This window comes from Kordia sp. (assembly GCF_022447245.1).
GTDB lineage: Bacteria > Bacteroidota > Bacteroidia > Flavobacteriales > Flavobacteriaceae > Kordia.
Genome location: NZ_JAKVBC010000005.1, coordinates 95,177 through 119,423, shown reverse-complemented (window position 1 = coordinate 119,423; position 24,247 = coordinate 95,177). Strand labels below are relative to the sequence as shown.

The 24,247-nt window shown below is 36.2% G+C and carries 1 protein-coding gene; it reads right to left on the bottom strand.

What is annotated here, in order from left to right; all coding sequences use genetic code 11:
- Positions 1–32: 32 nt before the first annotated feature.
- Positions 33–24,131 carry an SDR family NAD(P)-dependent oxidoreductase gene (locus tag MK119_RS05340; RefSeq protein ID WP_290671592.1) on the bottom strand — a complete coding sequence of 8,033 codons (24,099 nt, stop codon included), beginning with the start codon at positions 24,129–24,131 and terminating at the stop codon, positions 33–35.
- Between the last annotated feature and the right edge of the window lie 116 nt (positions 24,132–24,247).

The following is a 24,247-nucleotide window of genomic DNA, read 5'->3' as shown; positions in this document are numbered from 1 at the left end:
TAATTTTTAATGTTCGTTTCATCATGATGATGCTAAACGAGTTCTAAAATGTCATCTAGTGAAACTTCGTCGTTTAGGTAACTTTTTATTAAGTTTTTATGATAGATTTCATCAAAAGATTGATCGTTTTCTTTATCTGTTTTTGAAGCAGTTTCTACAACTATAGAGTTGGCATTATCTGCCACTGCTTGTAATTGACGTGCAATGAATCCTTGTATTTGGATACAAATGTTTCCATTATCATCACAGATATCGATATCAACTTTTAGCGTATCACTGCTTGCAACTCTTGTTGACGATTTTCGAATCCATGCAACCATTTTTTCTGTACATCTTTTATAGATTCGAAGTGATTCTACTAAAAATGGTAAGGATGGTTTTTCTGAGATGGTATCTAGGGCAGTGATTAATCCGATAGTTGATTGGAATACACTATCCATAATGCTTGGATGCAATTCAAAAGCACTCGTGTTTTCGTCATCCTCTAGAATTTCTGGCAACAATACTGTTGCTAATACTTCATTTTCTCCTATGTGTATTTGTTCAATTCCTTGGTGTGCTTCTCCATACTCCAACCCAGAAGCGGCAAATATTGGATATACTTTGTCTTTTTCTAAGATTCCTTTGTTCATTGTTGCTTCTAGCACATTGAGATTGATTTTTGAAAGTTTAGGAGTTGCTATATATCCAGCTTGTCCTTTGCAATGAATGATTTCTTGTGTGGTATGTTCATCCGTATTGATAACACTTCTTATTTCGAAATCAATTTGTGCTGTTTCTTCATTTTCAAAGAGTACAATGGTTACTTTCTTTTCCGTTTCAACAGCAATTGGATACATCCAAACAACATCATGTAATTCTAAGATTTGTGCTGTGTTTTCTACAGATAATGACATAGCTACTGCCGTTTGTGCCATTTCTAAATACGCTACACCAGGCAATACTTTTTGACTTCCAGCTTCATTTAATTTTACTTGATGGTCACGTAAGAAGAATTCTTCTCCTGTGAATGTTGATGTGAATTGTTGCTGCGTAAAATCGGAAGTGTTTTTATGTACAAGTGGATGCAGTTTTTGTGTCAGTTGCAAACGATTATTTTCTACATTAAATGATTGCGTAGCTTCAAACCAATAACGTTTTTGTGCAAACGGATATAATGGAAGCCCAATTCGTTTTGGCGTATTGGCACCATACATTAGATTCCAATCAAAGTTTAATCCTTTTACCCATAATTCTAAAAGTTTGGACAATTTATTCTCATGAATCCATTTGTGTACTATGGTTTCTTTTAAGTCTTCATCTTGAGCAAAAAGACGCAACTCATCTTTATTTTCGTGTATATCGCCTACATACATTCCTTTGATAAAATCGTCTCCTTTTGCATAGCCTTTTAGTTGTTCTAAAAGCTCTTCTTTGGTATTAGTGATAAATCCAACACGCGTCTCCATAGGTTCTCTTCCAACTTGTAGTGTATAGGCAATTTCTTCAAGCTTCCAATCATTCTGAGTACTTTCTACGGCAGTGATTAAATCATTTACTTTCTGTAAAAGTTGCGTTTTGTTTTTAGCCGCAAGTGGAATTGCAAATCCACTTAGCGTATAGTCAACAATGTTTTGCTGATGTTTTTGCGGAACATATTCTGCCAACACCATATGCGCATTTGTTCCACTGAATCCGAAGGAACTAATTGCTGCTTGGCGGATTTCATTTGTGTCCGTTTTCCAATCTTGCAAAGTATCGTTTACATAGAATGGACTGTTTTTTAGACTGATATGTTCATTGAGTTTGTTATAATTGATCGTTGGTGGCAATTGTTGCTGTTGTAAAGCGAGAATAACCTTCAGGAAACCTGAAACACCAGCTGCCCACATCGTATGACCAATATTACTTTTTACTGAACCTAATGCACAGTAGGTTTCTTTGTTTGTATATTTTTTGAACGATTGTTTTAAGGCATCTACTTCGATAGGATCGCCCAATTTGGTTCCTGTACCATGTGCTTCAATCAATTGGATTTGTGCAGGATCGATATTAAATTTTTCATATACTTCTGCTTCTAAACTCGCTTGTGATGTTGCATTTGGCGCTGTAATTCCGTTGGTTTTTCCGTCTTGATTTACGCCCCAACCTTGAATGACCCCATAAATACGATCGTTATCTCGTTCGGCATCTGCTAAACGTTTTAACATCACAACTCCCACTGCTTCTCCTGGCACAAATCCATTCGCATTTTGATCGAAGGTATGACATTTTCCATCTTGCGAAAGCATTCCTGCTTGTGCTGTCATGATGTGCATAGCTGGAGTTGCCATGATTCCTACTCCGCCTGCAAGTGCTACGTTACAATTACCTGAAACTAAATTATCACAGGCTGTTGCCAACGCCACTAACGATGACGAGCATGCCGTATCGATAGATAGGCACGGTCCTTGTAAGTTGAGTAAGTACGAAATACGCGCCGCTAGTATTGAGGTAGAACCTCCTGTAAATCCTTGTGCGCTGAGTCTGTGTTCTCTAGATAATTGATGATAATCGCTTGCACCACAACCTACAAATACACCGCATTTGGTTCCTGATAATGCATTTGTATTGTATCCTGCATCTTCGATCGTATGCCAACAAGATTGTAAAAATAAGCGTTGTTGCGGATCCATATTTTCTGCTTCTACAGGAGAAATGTTAAAAAACAGCGGATCAAACTTATCATGGTCTTCCAATGCGCCCATCCATTTACTGTTAGTCTTGTTAGGTGTTGGATCACCTTCTTTGAAATACTTTTTATGGTTCCATCGATCTGAAGTAATTTCGCTAATACAATCTGTACCTGCAGCTAGGTTATTCCAAAATTCTGCTACATTTTTCGCTTTTGGAAATTGACCTGCAATACCAATGACTGCAATTCGATGATCGTTGTTGTTTCGAATATTTTTAGCAACTGTTTTTTGTGTCTGTTGTTTCTGCTGTGTTTGTTGTGCTTTCCAAGAAGTCAATCCATTTCGATTGAATATTGATAGTTTCTTTTCCTGTTTTTGAACTGTATGTTTCTTTGTATAAGTTGGTTTTTGGATTAGTTTTCGTTTCACCTTCTTCACAACTTTTGTCGTATCCGTATGTTCTTCAATGGTTGACTTTATATATGTACTCAGTTCTGTTAACGTAGGATAACTATATATTTTCGTTGCTTCTATGGCCGTTTTGAATTGATTATTGATTTTTCGAACCCATGTGACACCTGTGATCGAATCCATTCCTAAATCCACAAATTGTGTGTGTTCATCGACATCTTTTACATCCATATGTAATTCTTCTGCTAGGAACGATTTAATCGCCATCAATACTTCTCGTTCATCAATGGTTTCATTTACGACTTCTTCAACAATTTGTTCTACAAATTCCACAGACATATTACTTTCTTGAACTTCTTCAGCTACTTCGTCAATCCATGTTTCATCTACTTGTTCTTTGATGTATTTGCTAAACGATTTTAGTGTTGGATAACTGTATACTTTTGTAGCTTCTATATTCGTTTTGAATTGATTGTTAATTTTTCGAACCCATGTGACACCTGTAATAGAATCCATTCCTAAATCCACAAATTGTATTTCTTCATCGATTAGGTTGGCTTCCATATGCAGTTCTTCTGCTAGGAATTTTTTGATCGTATGTAAAACTTCGTCAATTCCAATGGTACGTTTCATATGCGATTGTTTTTCGGTGTTGGCTGTAGTTTTAGAAAGTTGTTTTGTAACAATAGTATTTTCACTATCGTGAATAAAGTTTTTCTCTATTTGCTGCAATGCAGTCGTTGCTCCTACAAAGCTTTGCTCATGCATTGCGAGCTCTCGTGTATAAACCTGATCGATTTTAGTGATTTTGTGATGAACTAATTGTTCTTTGAAAGCAACAAGCGTCGCTCTGGAATGTTGCGCTATTTGTTTAGCAAGTTCAAATGCTTCTTTTAGCATAGTGTCCTTGCTATAAACAGCCTGTTGTATTCCTTTTTCTTGAAGTTCACTTCCTGAGATTTCATTTGCTGTGAGTAAGGTTTCGCGAGCGATATCATATCCTAGTGTTTCTGGGAAAATATAGGTAGCTCCTGCTCCTGGTGTAAATCCGTAGTTCATGTACGGACTTAAATATTTACGCTCTTTACTGAACAAAATAAAGTCCGCAAACATGCCAAACGACCAACCGCCACCAATAGCATGTCCTTGCATCGCAGCGATCACAGGAACTTTACATTCCATTGCTAGTTGATAGATTTTGGTATCTGTAAACTTACTTTTCCCTTCTTGAATAGCAACCAAACCTTCTTTTGTGCCTCCTGAAGCAAAATAGTTGTCATAACCTGTCAGGATAATCACTTTGTATGGATTGTTTTCTATATGTTCAAAAACTTCTGTTACGCCAGCAATAAAAGCATCTGTAAACATATTTTTGGCACTGCGTTCTTCTAAGCGTACTTCTAAGATACCTTCTTCATGTACGATGGCTTTGATCACAGAAGATTGTAATGTTACAGCTCCTATTTCTGGTGTTTTTTCTTCTTTTGTAAGCGCTAGTTTCCAAGTTGGAACTTGTGATTGCTTTTCTTTGATTGTATCTTTTACAGCAGCTTTCCAAGCTTTTAAACTGTTTATTTCTTGTGACCAAGAGGTTGCAAGCTCGTTTTCTTCTGTTGTTGCAAGTGTTGGAATTAGTGCTTTTAATTCGTTTCCGTTGAATGTTTTTTCTACTACTAAAAGCTCTTTGCTTACGAGTTCTCCGTAACGAGCATTAAACATCAATGTTGCTTGTGCAGCCAATGTTTTATTCGCTAGTAATCCCTTAGCTGAATAGTTTGAAGCTTCTTTGTAAATTATCGTATCTGTATGTAAACCTATAAACCATGCTTTTGAACTTGGTGATTGATTGAATACGGTGATGATTGGATATTTACAATTGAATAGACTTTCTGAGACTTGTAAGACATCTGTATCTTTTGCTGTCTCTGGAATGAAACTTTCTTGTTCACTTTTTAAAATCAACGTCACATGATTTTTTGTTGTGTTGATTTTTGAAATGATATCTTTTAGTTCGCTTTGTAGCTTTTGAATCCCTTTTAATTTGGTATCCTTGATCGTTAGTTCACAAAATTGATCATTTGTGTATTTTATATCGATGTACTTGGTGTTTGAAAATGGTATGGTTTCAAAAGCTATGTGTGCTGCTGTTGTAATTGCTGTTAATTTACCAACCTTTTCTACAAGATGTCTTGATAGATATGGCTTTAGTAAACCTAACGACAACTGTGACTTTTCTGCTAAATTTTCTCCTAAGCGCATTGCTGTAGTTGTTACTTCATTTGAACCAACAACTGGCATGCTACATCCGATTTCTTTGAGCTGTGTTCCTGTAAAACGCTTGTTTGATTGTAATATAGCTGTTGCTAAAACGTCTCCAAAACGTTCATTGAAAAGTTGTGTAAGTTCATTATTTATTTGTGAGAAACTGTATGTTGCTGTTTTACTACAGATCATAAAGTCACATAATGTACCTAGTAAGAATCCAACATCAGATGTGTTTCCTTGCACATGAGCGATTGTTGGATATGGAAACGAAATTAGTTCATCAAATAGTTTTTGCTGCAACGCTTCATTGAAACTTTCATTGTCTCCGTGTAAAAATTCAGTATGAGTTCCCACGATATGAAGCACTTTTAGCTGTTCTTCTTTGGTTAGTTTCTGTAACGCACTTTTGAATTGTGAAATCAGTATGGTATCTAGTTTAGATGCTTCTAGTTGCAGTTTGTAGATGCCTTTCCCTTCATTGAATATGCGTATTTTTGCCGCTGTTGTGCTTATTGTTTGTAATGAGTTACCGCTCGTAAGTTGCACACGTCCTTTTTTCAAACTTGCTACATGCTTCTTATCAAATACTGTCGTTTCTGGAGTTACCAATTTGATCGTCGAAGGTTTTTCTAATGAATTATGCGTTCTGCTTTCTATATTTGTTTCCGTTGCTAACTTTGAAGATTTCACTAAAGCGTCAAAGAAAATTTCTTGTGGCGTTTCCACCATTTCCACTGGCGTTATTTCTTGTACTGTAGCTGCTGTCGTTGCAATGGGTTCACTCAGAGTACTTTCTACGTAAGTGCTAAAAGAGATACCTATGCATTGTACACAAACAATTCCTTCTGTATCACAAATATCAATATCTACTATGATTTCGTTATCCGTTTGTGTCGTAGTTTCGCTATAGCGGATCCAAGCAAATACTTCATTTCCTAAAGATTGTATAACTCGAATCGTTTCTATCGACGTAGGAATATGAGCAATTTCTTGTTGAGGCAACAATAATGTACTTGCTTGTAAGATGGCTTCCAAAATGCTTGGATGTAATTCATAGTCCGCTGCATCTTGCTGGAAAGCTTCTTGAATTTGTAGTTCCGCTATTACTTGTTGCTCGCCTAGATGTACTTTTTTAACTGCTTGGTAATATGCTCCATAGCTTACTTCAGTTTGGGTAAACTCCTGATAGAATGTCTTCGTATCAATACTATGATTCATTTCCTCAAAGAGTTCGTCAAGCGCCAATTTTTCTATACAATCTCTGTCTTTGTAGCTTGCGACTCCTTGCGCATGTACCTTTATTTTTTCAGAGTGTTCAGTATGTACTTCATAGCCTACCGAATTGTCATCAATTGCAAAAAGCGCTGTTTGGATCGATTGCTTGTTTGCTACTTCTAATAAGGAACCAAAATGATGATTGTTTAATTCCATAATAGCATTTTCATTCGTATTCGGTACACCAATCGCGATCGCAGCACGAATCATTTCTATACTTGCTAAAAATGGTAACGTATTGATTTCTAAATCTTTGATTTTTAAAGCATAGTGTTTAATGAAGGCTTCTTCTCTCATAAATGTTGTCGCAAATTGTGTCTGACGCACATTAGAGATATTTCGGTGTATCATTGGATGCAGTTTTGCTGCTCCTACACTATTAGCATTGTGTTTGTTTGGTGTTATCCAATAGCGTTCTTTGGCAAACGGATATGTAGGTAAACTGATTCGTTTTGGTTGTTTGCTTGTATATACTTCACTCCATTGAACATCAATTCCTTTAGTCCACCAAGTTAAGAGTTGTGTGTAGTTGGCGTCTTTAGTCCAAGCTGAAAGTATTTCTTTATAGTTTGCATTCGATTTGAAGTCTAACACTTCATTTTTGTGTTCTTTTACTTTCGCTTGATGGTATTTTGAAGCTGCTAACGTATTGTTTAGATATGCATTAAGCTTTTCTACCAATTCTTGAACAGAAGAAACTATAATAGCAAAACGTTCGTCCATGGCTTCTCTACCTGTTTGAAGCGTATACGCGATTGCTAATAGATCTAGTTTGTTTTTTTTGGTTTCTATGAATTGAACAAGCTCTTGTATTTTTTCTTTGAGTTGTGCTATTGTTCTAGCAGATACAACGATCGCAACTTCTGTATTTGGTGTATGTGTTGCGAATTTTTCTTTAACTGTCTCATATTCAGCAAGAATCACATGTGCGTTTGCGCCACCAGCTCCAAAAGAGGAAATTCCTGCAATTCGTGGAATGTGTTGCTTTTTGCCATTGATTTCTACATATGGTTGTTGCCATGTCTCTGTAGTCTGTTGTAACTTGAATGGCGTTTTTTCAAAGTCAATTTCAGGATTTAATACATCCACATGTAATGAAGGTACCAATTGTTGGTGCTTAAATTGCAGTAGAATTTTCGTCAATCCTGCAATACCTGCGGCTGACTCACAATGTCCAATATTTGATTTTACAGAACCAATCGCACATGTATTCGTATTGTTTTCTGCTTTTAATGCGCGTGTGAGTGCAGAAATTTCGATAGGATCTCCTAAAGCCGTTCCCGTTCCGTGCGCTTCTATATAACTAATTTGTTTTTTGCTAATATTGGCACTTTCTAATGCTTTGCTTACCACTGCCGATTGTGCCTTTGGATTTGGTACTGTGTATCCGTTTGTTTTTCCGCCTGCATTGATGGCACTTCCTTTAATCACTCCATAAATGTGATCGCCGTCTTTTTCTGCTTTGTGTAAAGGTTTTAGAATGATCGCTCCGACACCTTCTGCATCAACAAATCCATCGGCATTGTTTCCAAATGCCTTATTTTGATTACCCGTAGACAGCATTGTCATTGCTGAAAGTTGTATGTAATGTTCAGGATCGATAATGATGTTAACTCCTCCAGCAATAGCGCATTCACTTGTACCATTATAGATACTTTCTAGCGCTAAATGGATTGCTGTTAGTGAAGAAGAACAGGCTGTATCGACAGCCATACTTGGTCCTTGAAAATTGAATGTGTACGAAACTCTGTTAGCTACCGAATAATGAAGTGATTGTGGCGTGTAACGCGAATTCATAATTCCAGCAAAAACACCTATTTTATCGTTTGACGCCATGTTTTTTGGCGTGTATCCTGCATCTTCAATGGCATGATAGCAAGTTTGCAAAAACAATCGTTCTTGCGGATCCATCTTTTTGGCATCTTTGGGTGCAATTTTGAAAAATAACGGATCAAACTTGTCAATATCATTGATAAATCCGCCCCATTTTGTATATATTTTTCTTGCTTTTCCTTTTTCTTCATCAAAATAGTCTTCCCAATTCCAGCGATCTTTCGGTATTTCAGTGATACAGTTTTTACCTTTTGCCAAATTATTCCAAAAAGCATCTATATTTTCAGCTTTTGGATAACGACCACTTACTCCGATAATTGCGACATCAAATTTTGAACGCGCATCCGTCTTTGTAGATGTTTGATTGATTTCAGGTTTATTTGTTTTTCGTAAAATTTCAAATGGTTTACGAGCATCTTTACTCTTTAGTATAGGCTGTGTTGTTTCCTCAACAACTATGGTTTCCGTGATGGTATCTGCAAATTGAGCTTCTAAAGCTTCTTTTTTGTTTTCTAGGAAATAATTTACCAAACCATCCACTGTATTTTCTTCAAAGAATAAGGTGCTTGTGATGTCTGGAAATACTTTACGGAATTGATTAGTCAATTGCACTACCATGATGGAATCTAATCCGTAATTTTCTAAGGGTTGTGAAGCTTCTATTTGTTGCGGTTTCATCTTGAGTGACTTTGCAACTAATTCCGTTAAAAATACACTTGTTTGTTCACGAAGATTTCCTTGTGAAGCGACTACGGTTTTAGAACTCTTTTTCTTGATTGATGCTTTTGCTACAGTTTTATGTGACTTCGCAACTTTTGCATCTTTTTTAAGATGTTTTTGCACTACTTTTCCATCACTCACAGCTGCAATGATTTGTTGCCCGTACGTATGTGCTTTTTCAACAGGAAACAGTGTTTGGTAAAAGCCTACTTCTTTTAGTACTTTTTCCCAGTTTTCAGGAGCTATTCCAGGACTTCCTGCCACACGTAGATTGGTTTCTTCATACAACCACCAACCTTCCAACAGTCCAAAAATTAAGTGCGTAAATAAAGTCCACGTACTCATTTCATTGATCAGCACTATTCCTTGATTTTTGAGAAGTGCTTTGGTATTTCGCATGGTTTGCCTCATGTTTGACGTAGCATGCAGTACATTTGTGGCAATGATGATATCGTAGTAATTAGGTTCTACAGCCTGTGTTTCTATAGGTTTTGATACATCGAGTATGGATGTTGTTAATCTTGGAAATTGTGGCTGATAGTTTTCTTCAGCATGTATTAAAAATGCTTTGGATAGATCTGTATAACGATATTCAGTTACAACCTCTCCAAATTCTTTTAACACAGGTAGCACTTTCACAGTGGTTCCACCAGTTCCTGCACCAATTTCCAAAACTCTTAGTTGTTTGTTAGGTGTATTTTGTAAGTGTTCATTGATGCAGGTTCTTAGTGTATTGCATAATACGTCATTGAAATAATCTACTTGGAAACTTCCTTTGTAAACACCTTCCACTAAATGCAATGAAGAATTTGGAAATATAATATCTGTGGATAGTACTTCTCCTTTTAAAATTTCGGGTAATGCTTTTAAACAAGTTTCTAATAGCGTGACTTGTTTTTCCCAATTCGGATTGGCATTCCATACGTTTTTGGCTTTATCCCATTGTTTCCAAATCGTTGTTAAATCTGGCACTTCTTCTTTTACTAATAGTGCGTTTTTAGTAAGAATTTTTTCTTCTTGTAAATATGAGATTGTCGCTGCTAACCAACGTTCAAAGAATGGTGCTGGCGGTGTATGTACCTGTAGATCTGAAATTTTATTTTTTCCTCCTTGCAACAATCCTACCGAAACTAAGCTTGATACTACAATTTCTGTCGCCAAAGCATTCATTTCGTTTGGAATTTGAACTGCTGCTAACGCTTGTATTTGCGCGTCTGTATCTTGCATTGGTAATTGTTTTGCCACAGACGATATACTGAACACTTCATTATTTTCATAGAAACGTACTTGTTCCGTAATAGCTAAGTTGGCGTTTTCAATTCCTTCTTCATTGATAATTTTATGCAATGCCATTTGTGGCAAGTCCGTACACATCAATACTTCTAAGGCTTGCATACCTTCTGCTGGTTCAATAGAGCCAATTCCTTGTTGTGCCATTCGTTCTTTGTAGAATGTATCTGCCACAATTCCTACATTGCCCCAATAACTCCAATTGATGGTTTTTACAGGATAGTTTTTCTGTTGATCAAGCGCATGTGCAAAACTGTCTTTAAAAGTACATCCTGCAGCATAGTTTGATTGTCCTGGCGCTTTTACAAAAGAAGTCAACGATGAAAAGAACAACATAAAGTCTAGATCGTGCGTGCCAAAAACACGCTCAATGTGTACGCTGATGTCTACTTTGGCAGCTAGACTTTGTTTGAAACGGTCTTCTTCCATGGTCTTCAAACTTTGATCTTTTAAGACAATGGCAGAATGTACAATTCCGTTGATATTTGGATACGTTTTTACAATCTGATTGTGTGCTTGTACTAACGAATCATTATCCGTTGCATCCGCAGTAATGTAGATTGGTGCTTTTCCAAGCGTACCAATAGCCTCAATTTTAGCCTGAATCGCTTCATTGCGTTCTTTTCTACCAATCCAAATAATTTGAGCATTGTATTTTTCCACCATGTAACGCGACCAGATTTCTCCTAATCCGCCTGCGCCACCAATGATGATATATACTCCATTTTGTTTGTATAAGGTATGCTGATTATTGACCTCTGTAATGTATGCAAATTCTTGATGGAACCATTCTTCCTGACGATATGCCCACATATCTCCTTGTATATTCCACGAAAGTGAAAGACATTTTTTTGCTGTTACAGTAGCAAATGTATCTAGATCTATAAGGCGAATATTCCAGTTTGGATATTCTTTTGCTAACGAACCAACAAATCCAACTACACTTGCATGTGCATAGTTTATTACATCGTTATTAGTAACTTTTTGTGTGTTTTGTGTAATGAATGTCCAATTGAGATTTGTATCTGCAAGATTCGCTTTTAGCAGTGCTTTTGTGATACGATAGATTTCTAAAACTCCTGTTTCTTGCGCTGCAATCGTTTTTTCAATCTTTTCTTTGGTTTCTGTTTCAGGTACAATCCAAACTAATTGATCAAACATTTTATTTTGAAGCTTGGCTGCAATGCTTTCCAAAGTTTCCCGATTCTCAATTTCTAGATATTCTGTATTTGGAACTGTTTCTTTTAACCAACTTAGATGTGTTTTTGTACTTCCGATCAAAAGAATTTTGTCTTCTTTTGATACGTTTAGTTCGTCTGAAAATGTTTTCAAATTCCAAACAGGCGACAGATATTTTAACCCTGTATCAAACTGATTGCTTACTGTTTTGGATGCTGTTTCTTGTAAGAATCTTGCGGTAAAGCCTTCTATTTCTACACAAATTATTCCTGCGCTATCAGTAAGCGTAATGTCTAGCTTTTTGACAACATCGTCAGCAGAAAAACCATCGGCAAATCTTGCATAAGCAAACATCGTATTTGTCGTATGAGAAAACACGTGAACATTTTCTACAGCATATGGTAATAATGCTTTATTCGTGTCTGCTTCTAAATCTACCATTAATGCTACACAACTTTGCAATGCGCTATCCAACATACTTGGATGTACCCCAAATACTTGTGATGAAGCTTCTAGTGTTTCAGGCAATGCTAGTTTTGCTAATGTGGCGTCATTTCCTTTGTAAACCGTTTCAATTCCTCTGAAAGCTGTTCCGTAGGTAACGCCTGTTTTATCAAAGTATGTATAGTATTTTTCAGCTTGAATTTGTGTTTCCAATGACTGCTTTAGTTCCGTAATATCTATACTATATTTTTCAGACTTTTGATTGAAAACTGCTTCTCCTTGACAATTGATAATCGTTTCTTCTGCCGTTTCTGTGGTAATTTCAAAAGTAATTGTTGCCGCATCCGTTGGTGTGACTGTGATTTCTATTTCTGTAGTCTCAACTACTTCTAATGGACGAATCCAGAAGATATTTTGCAGTGTTACCTCGTGTGTATCGTGTACGTTTGGAACCGATTTTTCTAGTGCCACACGAATCATTTCCAAATAGGCAACCCCTGGCAACACTGCATATCCGTGCACTAAATGCTCTTGCAGGAAAAATTCGTTTCCGCTGAATGTTGCTGTAAAACGTTGCGTGCTTAAATCTGAAGTATTGGTATGCACTAACGGATGTATTTTTTTTGATACTCCATTATGATTGGCTATTGCATCTCTTGTATTTTGAGGTTCTACCCAGTATTTTTCTTTAGCAAACGGATATGTTGGAAGACTGATGCGTTTTGGTTTCTTGTCTTGATAAAATTTACGCCAGTCAATGCTAAGACCATTTACCCAAAGTTTGAGCAGCTTTTCAAGTTTTCCATGGGTGATCCAATTTCCAACAGCTTCCTGCAAATCTCCATCCGTGCTAAATAGTGATAAGGTCTCGTCTTGTGCAGTAGCTTTTCCTTGGTAAATTTCTGTATCAGTCGAAGCATCATCCAGATAGGATTGTAGTTTCGTTTCTAATTGCGCTACTGAATCGACCACAAAGCCTACGCGCTCTTTCATGTCATCTCTTCCAACTTGTAATGTGTACGCAATGGATGTTATGTCTAATGTATGATGTATTGCTTCAGTATTCAGTTCTTTTTTAGACCTGATAAACGCGAGTAAATCTGTTGCTTTTTCTTTGAGTTGCGCTGTTGTTTTTGCAGAAAGCGGAATGATCACTGATACTTCTTCTTTTGTAAACTTTACTTCAGACGGATATTCTTCAATTACGATATGTGAGTTGGTTCCACTGAATCCAAAAGAACTTATACTTGCACGGCGCAATGTGCGTGAATTTGTTTCCCAAGTTTTCTTCTCAGTGTTTACATAAAATGGTGAATTGTCAAAATCGAAATGAGAATTTTGTTTCATAACATGCAACGTTGGCGGTATTATTTGATGCTGTAGCGATAGTAATACTTTTTGCACTCCTGCAATTCCTGCCGCTGCTGTTGTATGTCCAATATTACTTTTTACCGAACCTAAAGCACAATAGTTTTTCTTTTCTGAGGTATTTCCAAAAACGGTTGCTAATGCTTGCAATTCTATAGGATCGCCCAATTTTGTTCCTGTTCCATGCGCTTCTACATAACTTATGGTACTTGGATCTATATTATTCTGAGCATATACTTCTTTTTCTAAAGAAATTTGACTTTTTACACTTGGTGCGGTGATACCATTGGTTTTTCCATCTTGATTGATTCCAGAACCAAGAATGACTCCTAAGATGTTGTCGTTGTCTGCTTCGGCATCTTTTAATCGTTTTAATACCAACGTTCCAATACCTTCTCCAGGCACAAATCCGTTAGCACTGTCGTCAAATGTTTTACATCGTCCATCTGGCGAAAGCATACGTGCCTGACACATTCCTTGATAGGTTTCTGGTCCTAACCAAAGTCGTACGCCACCAGTAAGCGCCATATCTGTTTCATGATTCAATAACGATTTGCACGCAAGATGCATGGCAACAAGTGAAGAAGAACAAGCCGTATCAATGGTAATCGCTGGTCCTTTTAAGTTTAAGAAATATGCTATTCTAGCCGCCGCAATTGCTGAGTTGTTACTCGTAACATTTGGTGATATTGCATGGTTTTGACGTAAATGCCATGTATATTCACTTTGTTCTAAGCCTAGGTATACACCACATTTTATGTCTTTTAAAGAGGTTCCTGCATAGCCTGCGTCTTCAAATGCTTTGTAACTTTCTTGTAAGAAGAGACGATGTTCAGGATCCATGTAGGTAGCTTCCTGTGGTGATATTTTGAAGAATAGTGGATCAAATCGGTCAACCTCATCCAACATTCCCATCCATTTACAGTATATTTTTCCTTCTTTTTCAGGATCAGCATCGTAGTAATCATCTATATTCCAACGACTGTTTGGAATTTCGGAGATTGCATCAACGCCATTTTCAAGATTTTTCCAGTATTCTTGAAGATTTTTGGCTTTAGGATATTTTCCAGACATTCCAATGATGGCGATTTTTTCATCAGTAGCATGTGTATGTTTTTCGGAATCTTGTAACGATTGAACAGTATCACCTAAAAAGATATTTCCTCGAATTTCTCCTTTTCTACGCGTAAGTGTTGGATAGTTACCGTTGACATTAAGTACTTTTTTAGCCGTTGTTTTTGCAGCAGTTTTTGTTGTTTTTGCTACAGATACACTGGCTGTACTTTTCGTATGTTTTAGATGCGAAGCTACATATTCTGATAGCTCTTTTATATTAGGATAGTCGTATACAATGACATTGGAAATTGTAGTTCCGAAAGTATTGTTGATCGCAATAGCTAATTCTACTCCCAAAATAGAATTGAGCCCCATGTCTACAAAAGTTTGTTCTAGTGAAAGTGCTGACGATTTTATGCCTAGAATTTCCGTTAGAATTGCTTTTAAGTTGTCTTGTACTTGCGTTAAATTATACGTACTTTCTTCTATTAATTCTTTATGTGTTGTGTCTTCAATTACCGAATTGGTAACTGTTTCTTTTTGATTGTACACATGTGATTTGATCTTTTCTGGAATACCTTCTACAATCAAGCTTTGATTCGTATTCAATGCCAAACTTGCGTAAAACGCTTTTAAACCTGTAGCAGTTTTAAGAGGCTGCATTCCGATGGTTTGCTTTACCATTTCTTCGGTAGCATTGTCTATACCCATACCACCATCTTTCCAAAGAGGCCAATTGATCGATAGTGTTTTTCCGTATCGTTTTCCTTTGGCTACCAACGTATTTCGATAATGCGCATAGTAGTCCATAAAGCTATTTGCCGCAGCATAATCAGCCTGTCCCACAAAACCTATGGCTCCAGCAATTGAAGAGAAATACACCATAAAGTCCAGTTCTATGCCTTCAGTAGCTTTATCTATGTGGATTGTTCCGTCAACTTTTGGTGTTAGTACTTTACGAAATTCTTCTTTCGTTTTTTCAACGATGAAGTTATCTGAAATCATTCCTGCACAATGCAGAATTCCATTAATTTGATGCTGTTCTTGTATGATTATATCAAAGAAGTTTTGAACCGCAGTATCATTCGCAATATCCAGTTGTTTATACATGATAGTACCACCAAAATTTGATAGTTTTGAGATTGCAGTCTTTATAGATATTGTCAGTTCAGAACGTCCTGTGAGAATTACGGTTGCATTTTGAGTTTTTTGTAAAATTTCTTTGGCAAAAATTGTTCCCAATCCTCCTAAACCGCCTGTGATGACATATACGCCTTGATCTTTGTATAAAATTTCATTATTTGGTCTTGATACGGATGTTTCTTTCCATTGATATGTGTAACGTTTATCATCAATGATCTTTACAATGAGATCATTGTTGTTAATCGTATGCTGTTGCAATTGCTGAATTAACTGATTGTCTGAAACTTGAGAATCTAAAAGTACTATTTGTCCCGTAAGTTTCGGATTTTCAAGCATTGCAGTACGTAGCAATCCATAAATTCCTCTAAAAAACGTGTATGCTTCCGTGTTAGGAATGACAAACCAAACATGCTGATTTCCTGTGTATTTCTCTTTTTGCAACTTTTTAATCAATTCAAAACATGTTACTGCATATTGTTGATATTGATCATATTGCGTTCCTTTTTTGAGTGTAATTTGCGTGCATGAATTGCTCGAGATTGCATTTTCAAGTTCTGTCGTATTAATCTGAGGAAAGTCAAGTAAAACTGTATGATAATTTGCCACATCTCGCTTTTGAGTGCCTTGTAACAAACTTTCTTCCCATTGTGGTGTAAAGAATAATTCTTGAACAGATGCTGTCGTAGTAAGTCTCTCTGTTGCTGCTTGCAGTCCAAACATACATCCTACTAATTGTACACATACATTTCCGAATGTATCACAGATATCAATGTCAAATGAATAGGCATCTGTTATAGCATTTTCATTCTTAAAAGAAATTATAATACAGGATTCCTGCTGTAGTGACTTTATGAAATGTACTGCATCACAACTAATGATGTGTGCTTTGGACAGGCGACTATCTATTTCAGACAATACATTTAGGATGTAATCGAATGTTTTTGGATGTAATGTAATTAGTTCTTGCGATTGAAGGATTTCTTCTGAAAAATCGATCATTCCTACCAATTGCTCTTCACTTTTATAAAGTTCATTAATTCCTTGGTAGGGATTGTTGATGCTATATTTTTCAAGACTGTTTTTCAATTCTTGAACATCGTATTTTTTAGGTTCAGATTCATTTTTGACAATAGCCATTCCTTGGCAATACAACGTTTCCTCTTCATTTGCCTCACTAAAAATGTCAAAATATACTTTTATGGTTTCTTTTGAAACACTTTCCGTAACTAATGCTATGAATAGATTTTTATCATTTGAAACGACAAAAGGTTTAGCCCATTGTATGTTTTGTAATGAAATTTGAGTGACATCACTAGTTGTATGTAAAGCATCTACTATTGCCAATTTTGCCATTTCTAGACATGTAAAAGCTGGTACAATCTTTTCTGTCTGTTTTCTGATTGAATTATCATCTGATTCAAGGAAAAATTCATCTCCTGTAAAGTGAGAACTGTAGCGTTGTTCGTAAAGGTTTGATGTATTGCTATGAAGTAAAGCATTGATTTTCTGTACATTTTCTTTTTCATTACTGATGCTTCTTTCTATTGCTTCTGTTTGCACCCAATATTCATCTTTAGCAAAAGGATAGGTTGGCAATTCAACTTTTGGAATCGTTGTGTTAGCATCATAGAGTTTGTTCCAGTTGATCTCTAGTCCATTTACCCATAACATGAGTAGGTTTGGTAATTTTTTATCTGCAATCCAACGCTCGATTGTTTGTTGGAATTCGGTTTCTTTTTTTAGTAAGCTGAATGTTTTATCAGGATTGTTTTTGTTTCCTTGATCAAAACCTTCTATTTCTGGTACATCGTTGACGTATTGAACGAGCTTTTCTTCTAATGCTGCTAACGATCTGACCATAAAACCAGCTCGTTCGTCCATGGCTTCTCTTCCTGTTTGAAGCGTATATGCTATGGAAGTTAAGTTGTATGCCGCTTTATTAGCATATGTTCGTATTGTTTCTAAAAGTGAAACAGCACGTTGCTTTAATTGCTCTTTTGTTCTTGCTGATAATGGTACAAGAACTTCTGCTGCATTTTCATGAAATGTTGGCCCGTTATATGGGTTTACATCTACTGACTGATATTCTTGAAGAATGATATGTGCATTGGATCCACCAGCTCCAAAAGAAGAAACACCTGCAATTCGAGGTTTTTCTTCATTTTCTACAAATGGACGTTCCCAATTTTGTAATGTTGTTGCAACTTGAAACGCCGTTCTGTCAAAATCTATATTCGGATTTAATTCTTCTACATGTAAACTTGGAACTATTTTACCATGTTTCATTTGCAGTAACACCTTTGCAACTCCTGAAATTCCTACTGCTGCTTCTAAATGTCCAATGTTAGATTTTACCGAACCAATAGCACAGTAATTTTTAGCGTCTGTATACGTATCAAACGCTTTTTTTAGTCCTTCAACTTCGATAGGATCGCCTAACTCAGTTCCTGTTCCGTGTGCTTCTATATAGCTAATATCACGTGCATTAATGCCTGCTTTTTCTATGGCACTTTTTATCAATTGTGATTGCGAAACTGGACTCGGCACTGTATAACCATTTGTTTTTCCTCCATGATTTACATGTGTTGATAAAATCACTCCATGGATTACATCATTGTCTTTTACAGCTTCAGAAAGTGGTTTTAATATTACGACTCCTGCTCCTTCTCCTGGTACAAAACCATTTCCTCCTACACCAAAACTTTTACATTGTCCATCCACTGATAGCATATGTTGAGACGATAAATAACTGTAAGTTGAAGGATGCAAATACAAGTTAACGCCTCCTGCAAAAGCAATTTCGCATTCACCTCTATGAATGTGTTCACATGCTTCATGGATGGCTGTTAACGACGATGAACACATGGTGTCAACTGGCATGCTCGGTCCTTTGATATCTAGTACGTACGAAAGTCTATTTGCAACAGAACTAAATGAAGATCGCGGGTGAAATTTATGATTTGTTATGTTGTAAAATGGTGCTTTCAGTTCAAATCCTGTTTTGGTGACACCAGCAAATACACCTACTTGTTGGCGATATTTTTCTTTTAAATCACTTTTCGTATATCCAGAAGATTCAAGTGCTCTCCAAGATTCTTGGAGAAATAATCGTTCATGCGGATCGATGTTGAGCGCTTCTCTTGGAGAAATTCCAAAAAACATCGGATCAAATTGTGCAAATTCTTCAATAAATCCGCCCCATTTTGCATAGCTTTTGCCTTCTTTCACGGCTTTTTGTATATCTGGCTCGTAAAAATTATCTAAACTCCAACGAGAAGAAGGTATTTCGGAGATGCTGTTTTTCCCAGCTTGTAGGTTTTCCCAAAATTCATCTAAATTTTTAGCTTCAGGGTATACACCGCTCATTCCAATAATGGCAATTGGCTCCTTATGATCGGTTTGTTTTCTTGTTTTTGATGTTTCTTGATTTTCTTTATGTTTTGTGATTTGATATGAACTTGCAGTGTTTTTAGAAGTTTGATTAGCAACTTCCACATTCGTTAGATTTGTCCATATTACACAAGTATCAGTGTATTCGTTTACCAAATAAGTCGTAATGTCATGAAGTGTTTGATATTCAAAAAAGATGGTTTTTGATAAGGTATCAAATACCTTTGATAGTTTTTGATTTAGTTGATTGATAAAGATAGAATCTACTCCATACGCTTCAAAAGACTCAGACTCATCAACTTTACTACTTGAAAAACCTAAAACTTCCCCAAACAGTTCTTTAACGTTTTGCAGTGTTTTTTCAAAAATAAGCTGCTCGTTTTCTTTGAAGTATTGTTCAGTTAGTTGCCTTTCTGTTGCTTTTGGTGCCAGATTTTCAATGGTTCTCAAGAGTTTTTCTTTATCACCTTCCATCACTAATAATTGGTTGAATCTATTGGCAAGTCCATACGCAAACGCCTCTAATCCTGTTGTGGTTTCCATAGGAATCATGCCTGTTTCTTCTTCAATAATTCCTAGACTTGATTCATGAATATTCATGCCACCATCTTTCCAGAATGGCCAATTGATTGCGAGTGTATGTCCAAATCGTTCTTGATCATTTACACGTGTGTTTCGCATCGTTGTAAATTGATCCATAAATCCATTTGCCGTCGCATAATCGGCTTGTCCAACATTTCCAACGACACTGAATATAGAAGAAAACAGTACAAAGAAATCTAAGTTTTCATTTTTGGTAGCTTCGTCTAAGTGTATTGTTCCTGCTACTTTTGGTTGTAATATTTGAGCAAATTCTTTGGCTGTTTTGCGAATGATAAAATTGTCTTGTACCATTCCTGCACAATGAATAATTCCATTGATTTCACCATGCTTTTCTTTGATCTTATTGACAACACTGGTTACTTCATCAATAGTTTCAAGTGTTGTTGTATAGTAATGTATTTGTTTACAATGCTTTGATAATTGTTGTATTTTTTCTTGTTTCTCTTTGGTAAGTTGCGATCGTCCAGTAACTATGATTGTCGCATTTTTCGTCTGTTTTCCTATTTCTTTGATAAAAATAGTGCCCAATCCACCAAGTCCACCTGTTAACAGATAGATACCATTGTCTTTAAAAACCGAAGTGGTTGTTTGATGTGCTTCTTGAATTGATTTCCAACACAGTACAGAACGTTTTTCTGCTTCATATTTTACAAGAAGTGTTGTATTTGAGAACTGATTTTCAAGAATTTTATTGGCTAATTTTGAAACTTCTATTTCAGTGGTTACCGCTACTATTTGTCCGTGAATTGAAGGATATTCTGCCTGTAACGTTTGCAACATTCCTGAAAGTCCAAACCATAAAGAAGTTGCTTTTGTCGCAGGAATTATGATCTGAAAACTTGTTGATATTTTCGATTTTTGCTGTACTATTTTTTGAATGTACTCAAAACAAGAAACTGCAATCTCTGTATATATTTTTTCTGTTTTCTTCTTTTTGGAGTTGATCGTTGCAATGGTTGTTTCTGGCATCTCACTTTTTAGCTTTTCGCTCAATGAAGTCGAGAATCCGCAGAGTATAATATGTGTATTAGGGTTTATATCAGATTTACTGGTAACCGCATTTTTTATAGTAGCTTCTTGCCATACAGGAATTGCGAATACACTTGAAACGGAACTTTTTGTTGACTGGTTGTATTGTGTCTCTGTTTTTTCTTGAATCCAGTATTGATCATGTGCAAAAGGATATGTTGGTAAGCGCACAAAAGCGGGTTGCTGTTGATTTGAAAAGTGTTGTGCATAATATTCTTCCCAATTAATGGTAGTGCCTGCAGTCCAAATTTCACCTAAACGGAAATGATTTTTTTCTGAAATTGCTTCTGCGATGATTTTCTTTTGGTATACTATTGCTGTGCTGTTTTTGCTTGTTAAGACTGCTTTATTAGTGATTCCAGAAATCCAATCTGCTAATTTTTTTCTTAAATCGGCAAAGTCATTTGCTTGTATTGCCAAACGATTTTTCATCGCCGTTCTTCCTACTTTCCAGCTATATATAGCATCTATAAAATCGGTGGTTTCTTTGTACACATCGATCCAGTGAATAATCTTTTGTGCATACGCCTTTAAGCGTTCTTCATTTTTTGCAGATAGTACAAATAAGTCCGAAATATGTTGCTTTGACGCTTGATGAGCTGTATTCGAATATTCTTCCAAAACTACATGCGCATTGGTGCCTCCTGAACCAAAACTGCTAATTCCAGCTAGTAATGGTGTTTTAGATTGCCAAGCTTGTAACTTTTGTTGGATTTCTATTGGTGAGTTGTCTAAATTTATTTTTGGATTCAGCGTTGAAAAGTTAATACTCGCAGGCAATTGTTTGTGTTTCATTGCCAAAATGACTTTGAGCATACCAGTCATTCCTGCCGCAGATTCCAAATGACCTACATTACTTTTTACAGAACCAATGGTACATTTTTTTGGTTTTTGTGTGGTATTATAGTTTTCAAAAGCAGTTTTTATGCCTTGTACTTCGATAGGATCACCTAAAGAAGTTCCTGTTCCATGTGCTTCTATGTATGACAGATTGGTACTGGAAATGTTTGCATTTTTCCAAGCATTCATCAATAGTTCACTTTGTTTTTTAGGATTTGGAACTGTTAATCCTGCTGCTAATCCACCGTGGTTGATAGCGCTTCCTTTGATCACTGCATGAATTTGATTGCCTTCTTCAATAGCTTTCTTTAGTGGTTTTAAGAGCATTACAACCGCTCCTTCTGATCGCACATATCCATTCGCTTTGGTGTCAAATACTTTGCATTTTGCTTCTGGAGATAACATTCCTGCTTTGTGATAAGCTATTGATAAATCAGGATGACAAATGAAATTAACGCCACCTACTAATGCTGTATCACATTCTCCTGAGTGTAATGATTGTAAGGCTGTATGTACAGCGACTAATGACGAAGAACAGGCTGTATCAACCAATAAACTTGGTCCTGAAAAGTCAAAGTAATAGGACAGTCTGTTTGCTAAAATTGCCAACGAACTTCCAACGGCATGATGCGCTTCTACTTCTAGTTTTACGTCTTGTACTTTACGACTGTAATCTGCATTGCTTGCACCTACAAAAACTCCTGTATTTGAACCTATGCGTTTTTTAGGAGGAATTCCTGCAACTTCAAAACATGCCCAAGCCAATTCTAATAGAAAGCGTTGTTGCGGATCTGTAATTTGTGCTTCCTTTGGAGATATTCTGAAGAAAGCAGCATCAAAAGCAGCAGCATTGGTGATGAATCCACCTTGATCTATTCCTTTATATTCATCGCTACTTGGCCAGCTTCCACGCTCTTTTGGATAGGTTCCAATGACACTTTTTTCTGCTTTTAGCACATCCCATAATGCATCTAAAGAAGTAACTCCATTAGGCAGTTTACACGAAATTCCAACAATAGCGATATCTGTATCGACTATCATGTGTTTTGATTGTGAAGCTGTTTGTTCTTGTGTATGATTGTTTTCTGTACTTTTTGAGAAATCTATTTTTAATAATTCTCCAATATGTCCTAGCACTTTTTCAAGCGTATTGTATTCAAAGAAAAAACCAGCTTCTAACTTTTCCTGTACTTTTTTCTCTATTTGACGCTGTAACATTTGCAAGTCTACAGAGTTTAAGCCCATTTCCATTAAAGGTTGCTCTTTATCAACCGCATCAACTTCTACATGTAAAAGTGTGGTAATGGTTTCTACTATAAATTTTTCAATAGCTGCTCCGTTTACTTCACCTGCACTAGTATCATCAGCATCCGAAATGCTTTCAATAACAGTTTTACTTTGGTTGACTCTGTTATTTAAATCTGTGTAATGAACTAATACTCCGTAACCTTCATTGTCAGTATCTCTTTCTCTGTAATTGGCAATACCTTTTACAATGTTGGCACCGTGATTATGGTGAAAAGCCATGATCGGGTCTTGTTGTGCACCTTGCAATTGAAGGTATTCTTCAAAGGTGTAGTCTCCATCTTTATCGTAATTTTTGCAAATAGAAATTGCGACAATTTCTGAAACTTTAGAGCGCAAACTACAACGTTGCAACATAAACTCTAAGAGTTGATCTCCATAATTAAAAAGTTGCACGTTTGGGTGAATATTTACAGCTAATAACTGCATGATATTCGCGTTTGGATCATGCAATTTATGCACTGTATCCATCGTTGCATTTTCGAGTTGATTTTTATCTGAAATACATTGACTGTAAATGACTCCTTCTACTTTTGAATCTTTTTCAAGTACGTATTGACCCTGCGGATAGGTATCTATTCTACTTTTTATAGCTTCTTTTGAAGATCGAATGTGTGGTTGCCAACAAAGTGCTTCTAGTGTGTCTAATATTTCTAAATCATTTAGAGAGGCTGGACGGATTTTGTAAGCTCTTTTTGTGATTGTATGGAAACCAACTTCCATATTTTTTTGAGTGTTCGGATATCTTTTTGAAAGCCTTTCCGTAAAAAGACCTGTTTTTGCACAGGTTGTGATAAAGTTTTCTGCAATGACTGCATTTTGTTGATCCGAATTCGTATTGGTAATGAGATGATTGGTTGTAAATAGAAGCTGATTGTTTTGCATATGATCGGCATAGACTTGAAGATATTCTTGCCAATTTGTTGATATGTTTTGCTTTCCTTTAGTTGTAAGTTCAACCAAATTATGAACATATAATGTGTTTTGATTTGAAAGAACATTAATTTCTTGAAATGCGTCCTTTAGTCCTTGAACAGTTGCTACATTGCCTTTAAGCGCATGTACATTCTCGCTATTATACGCTAGTTTTTTTGTAGCGCGCTCAAGATTTTCTTTGGAAGCATCAATTGCATATACCGATAATGGATGTTGATTCAGATGTTTTCCGCGCAATGTATTATTGGCTACTACTTGAAAAATTTTATGCAATAACGTACCATCTTCGCATCCAAAATTAACGATATATTTAGGTTGCTTCTCTAAAGATTGATTAAATATTTCTGTAATTGCTATTCGCAAGTCATTTAAATATTCTTCACTAATCATTATTTCTTTTGTTGGTTTGGTTGTTGTTTTGTTAATATGTTTTACCACGGTTAGGAAGGGACATATTTGGTGCACTTTACTAAAAAAATAGATCGAAATAATACTTCTAGAAGTTT

What these genes read in the sequence shown, in the direction of transcription:
- MK119_RS05340 (WP_290671592.1), bottom strand. Translation starts at nt 24,131, where the DNA reads ATGATTAGTGAAGAATATTTAAATGACTTGCGAATAGCAATTACAGAA.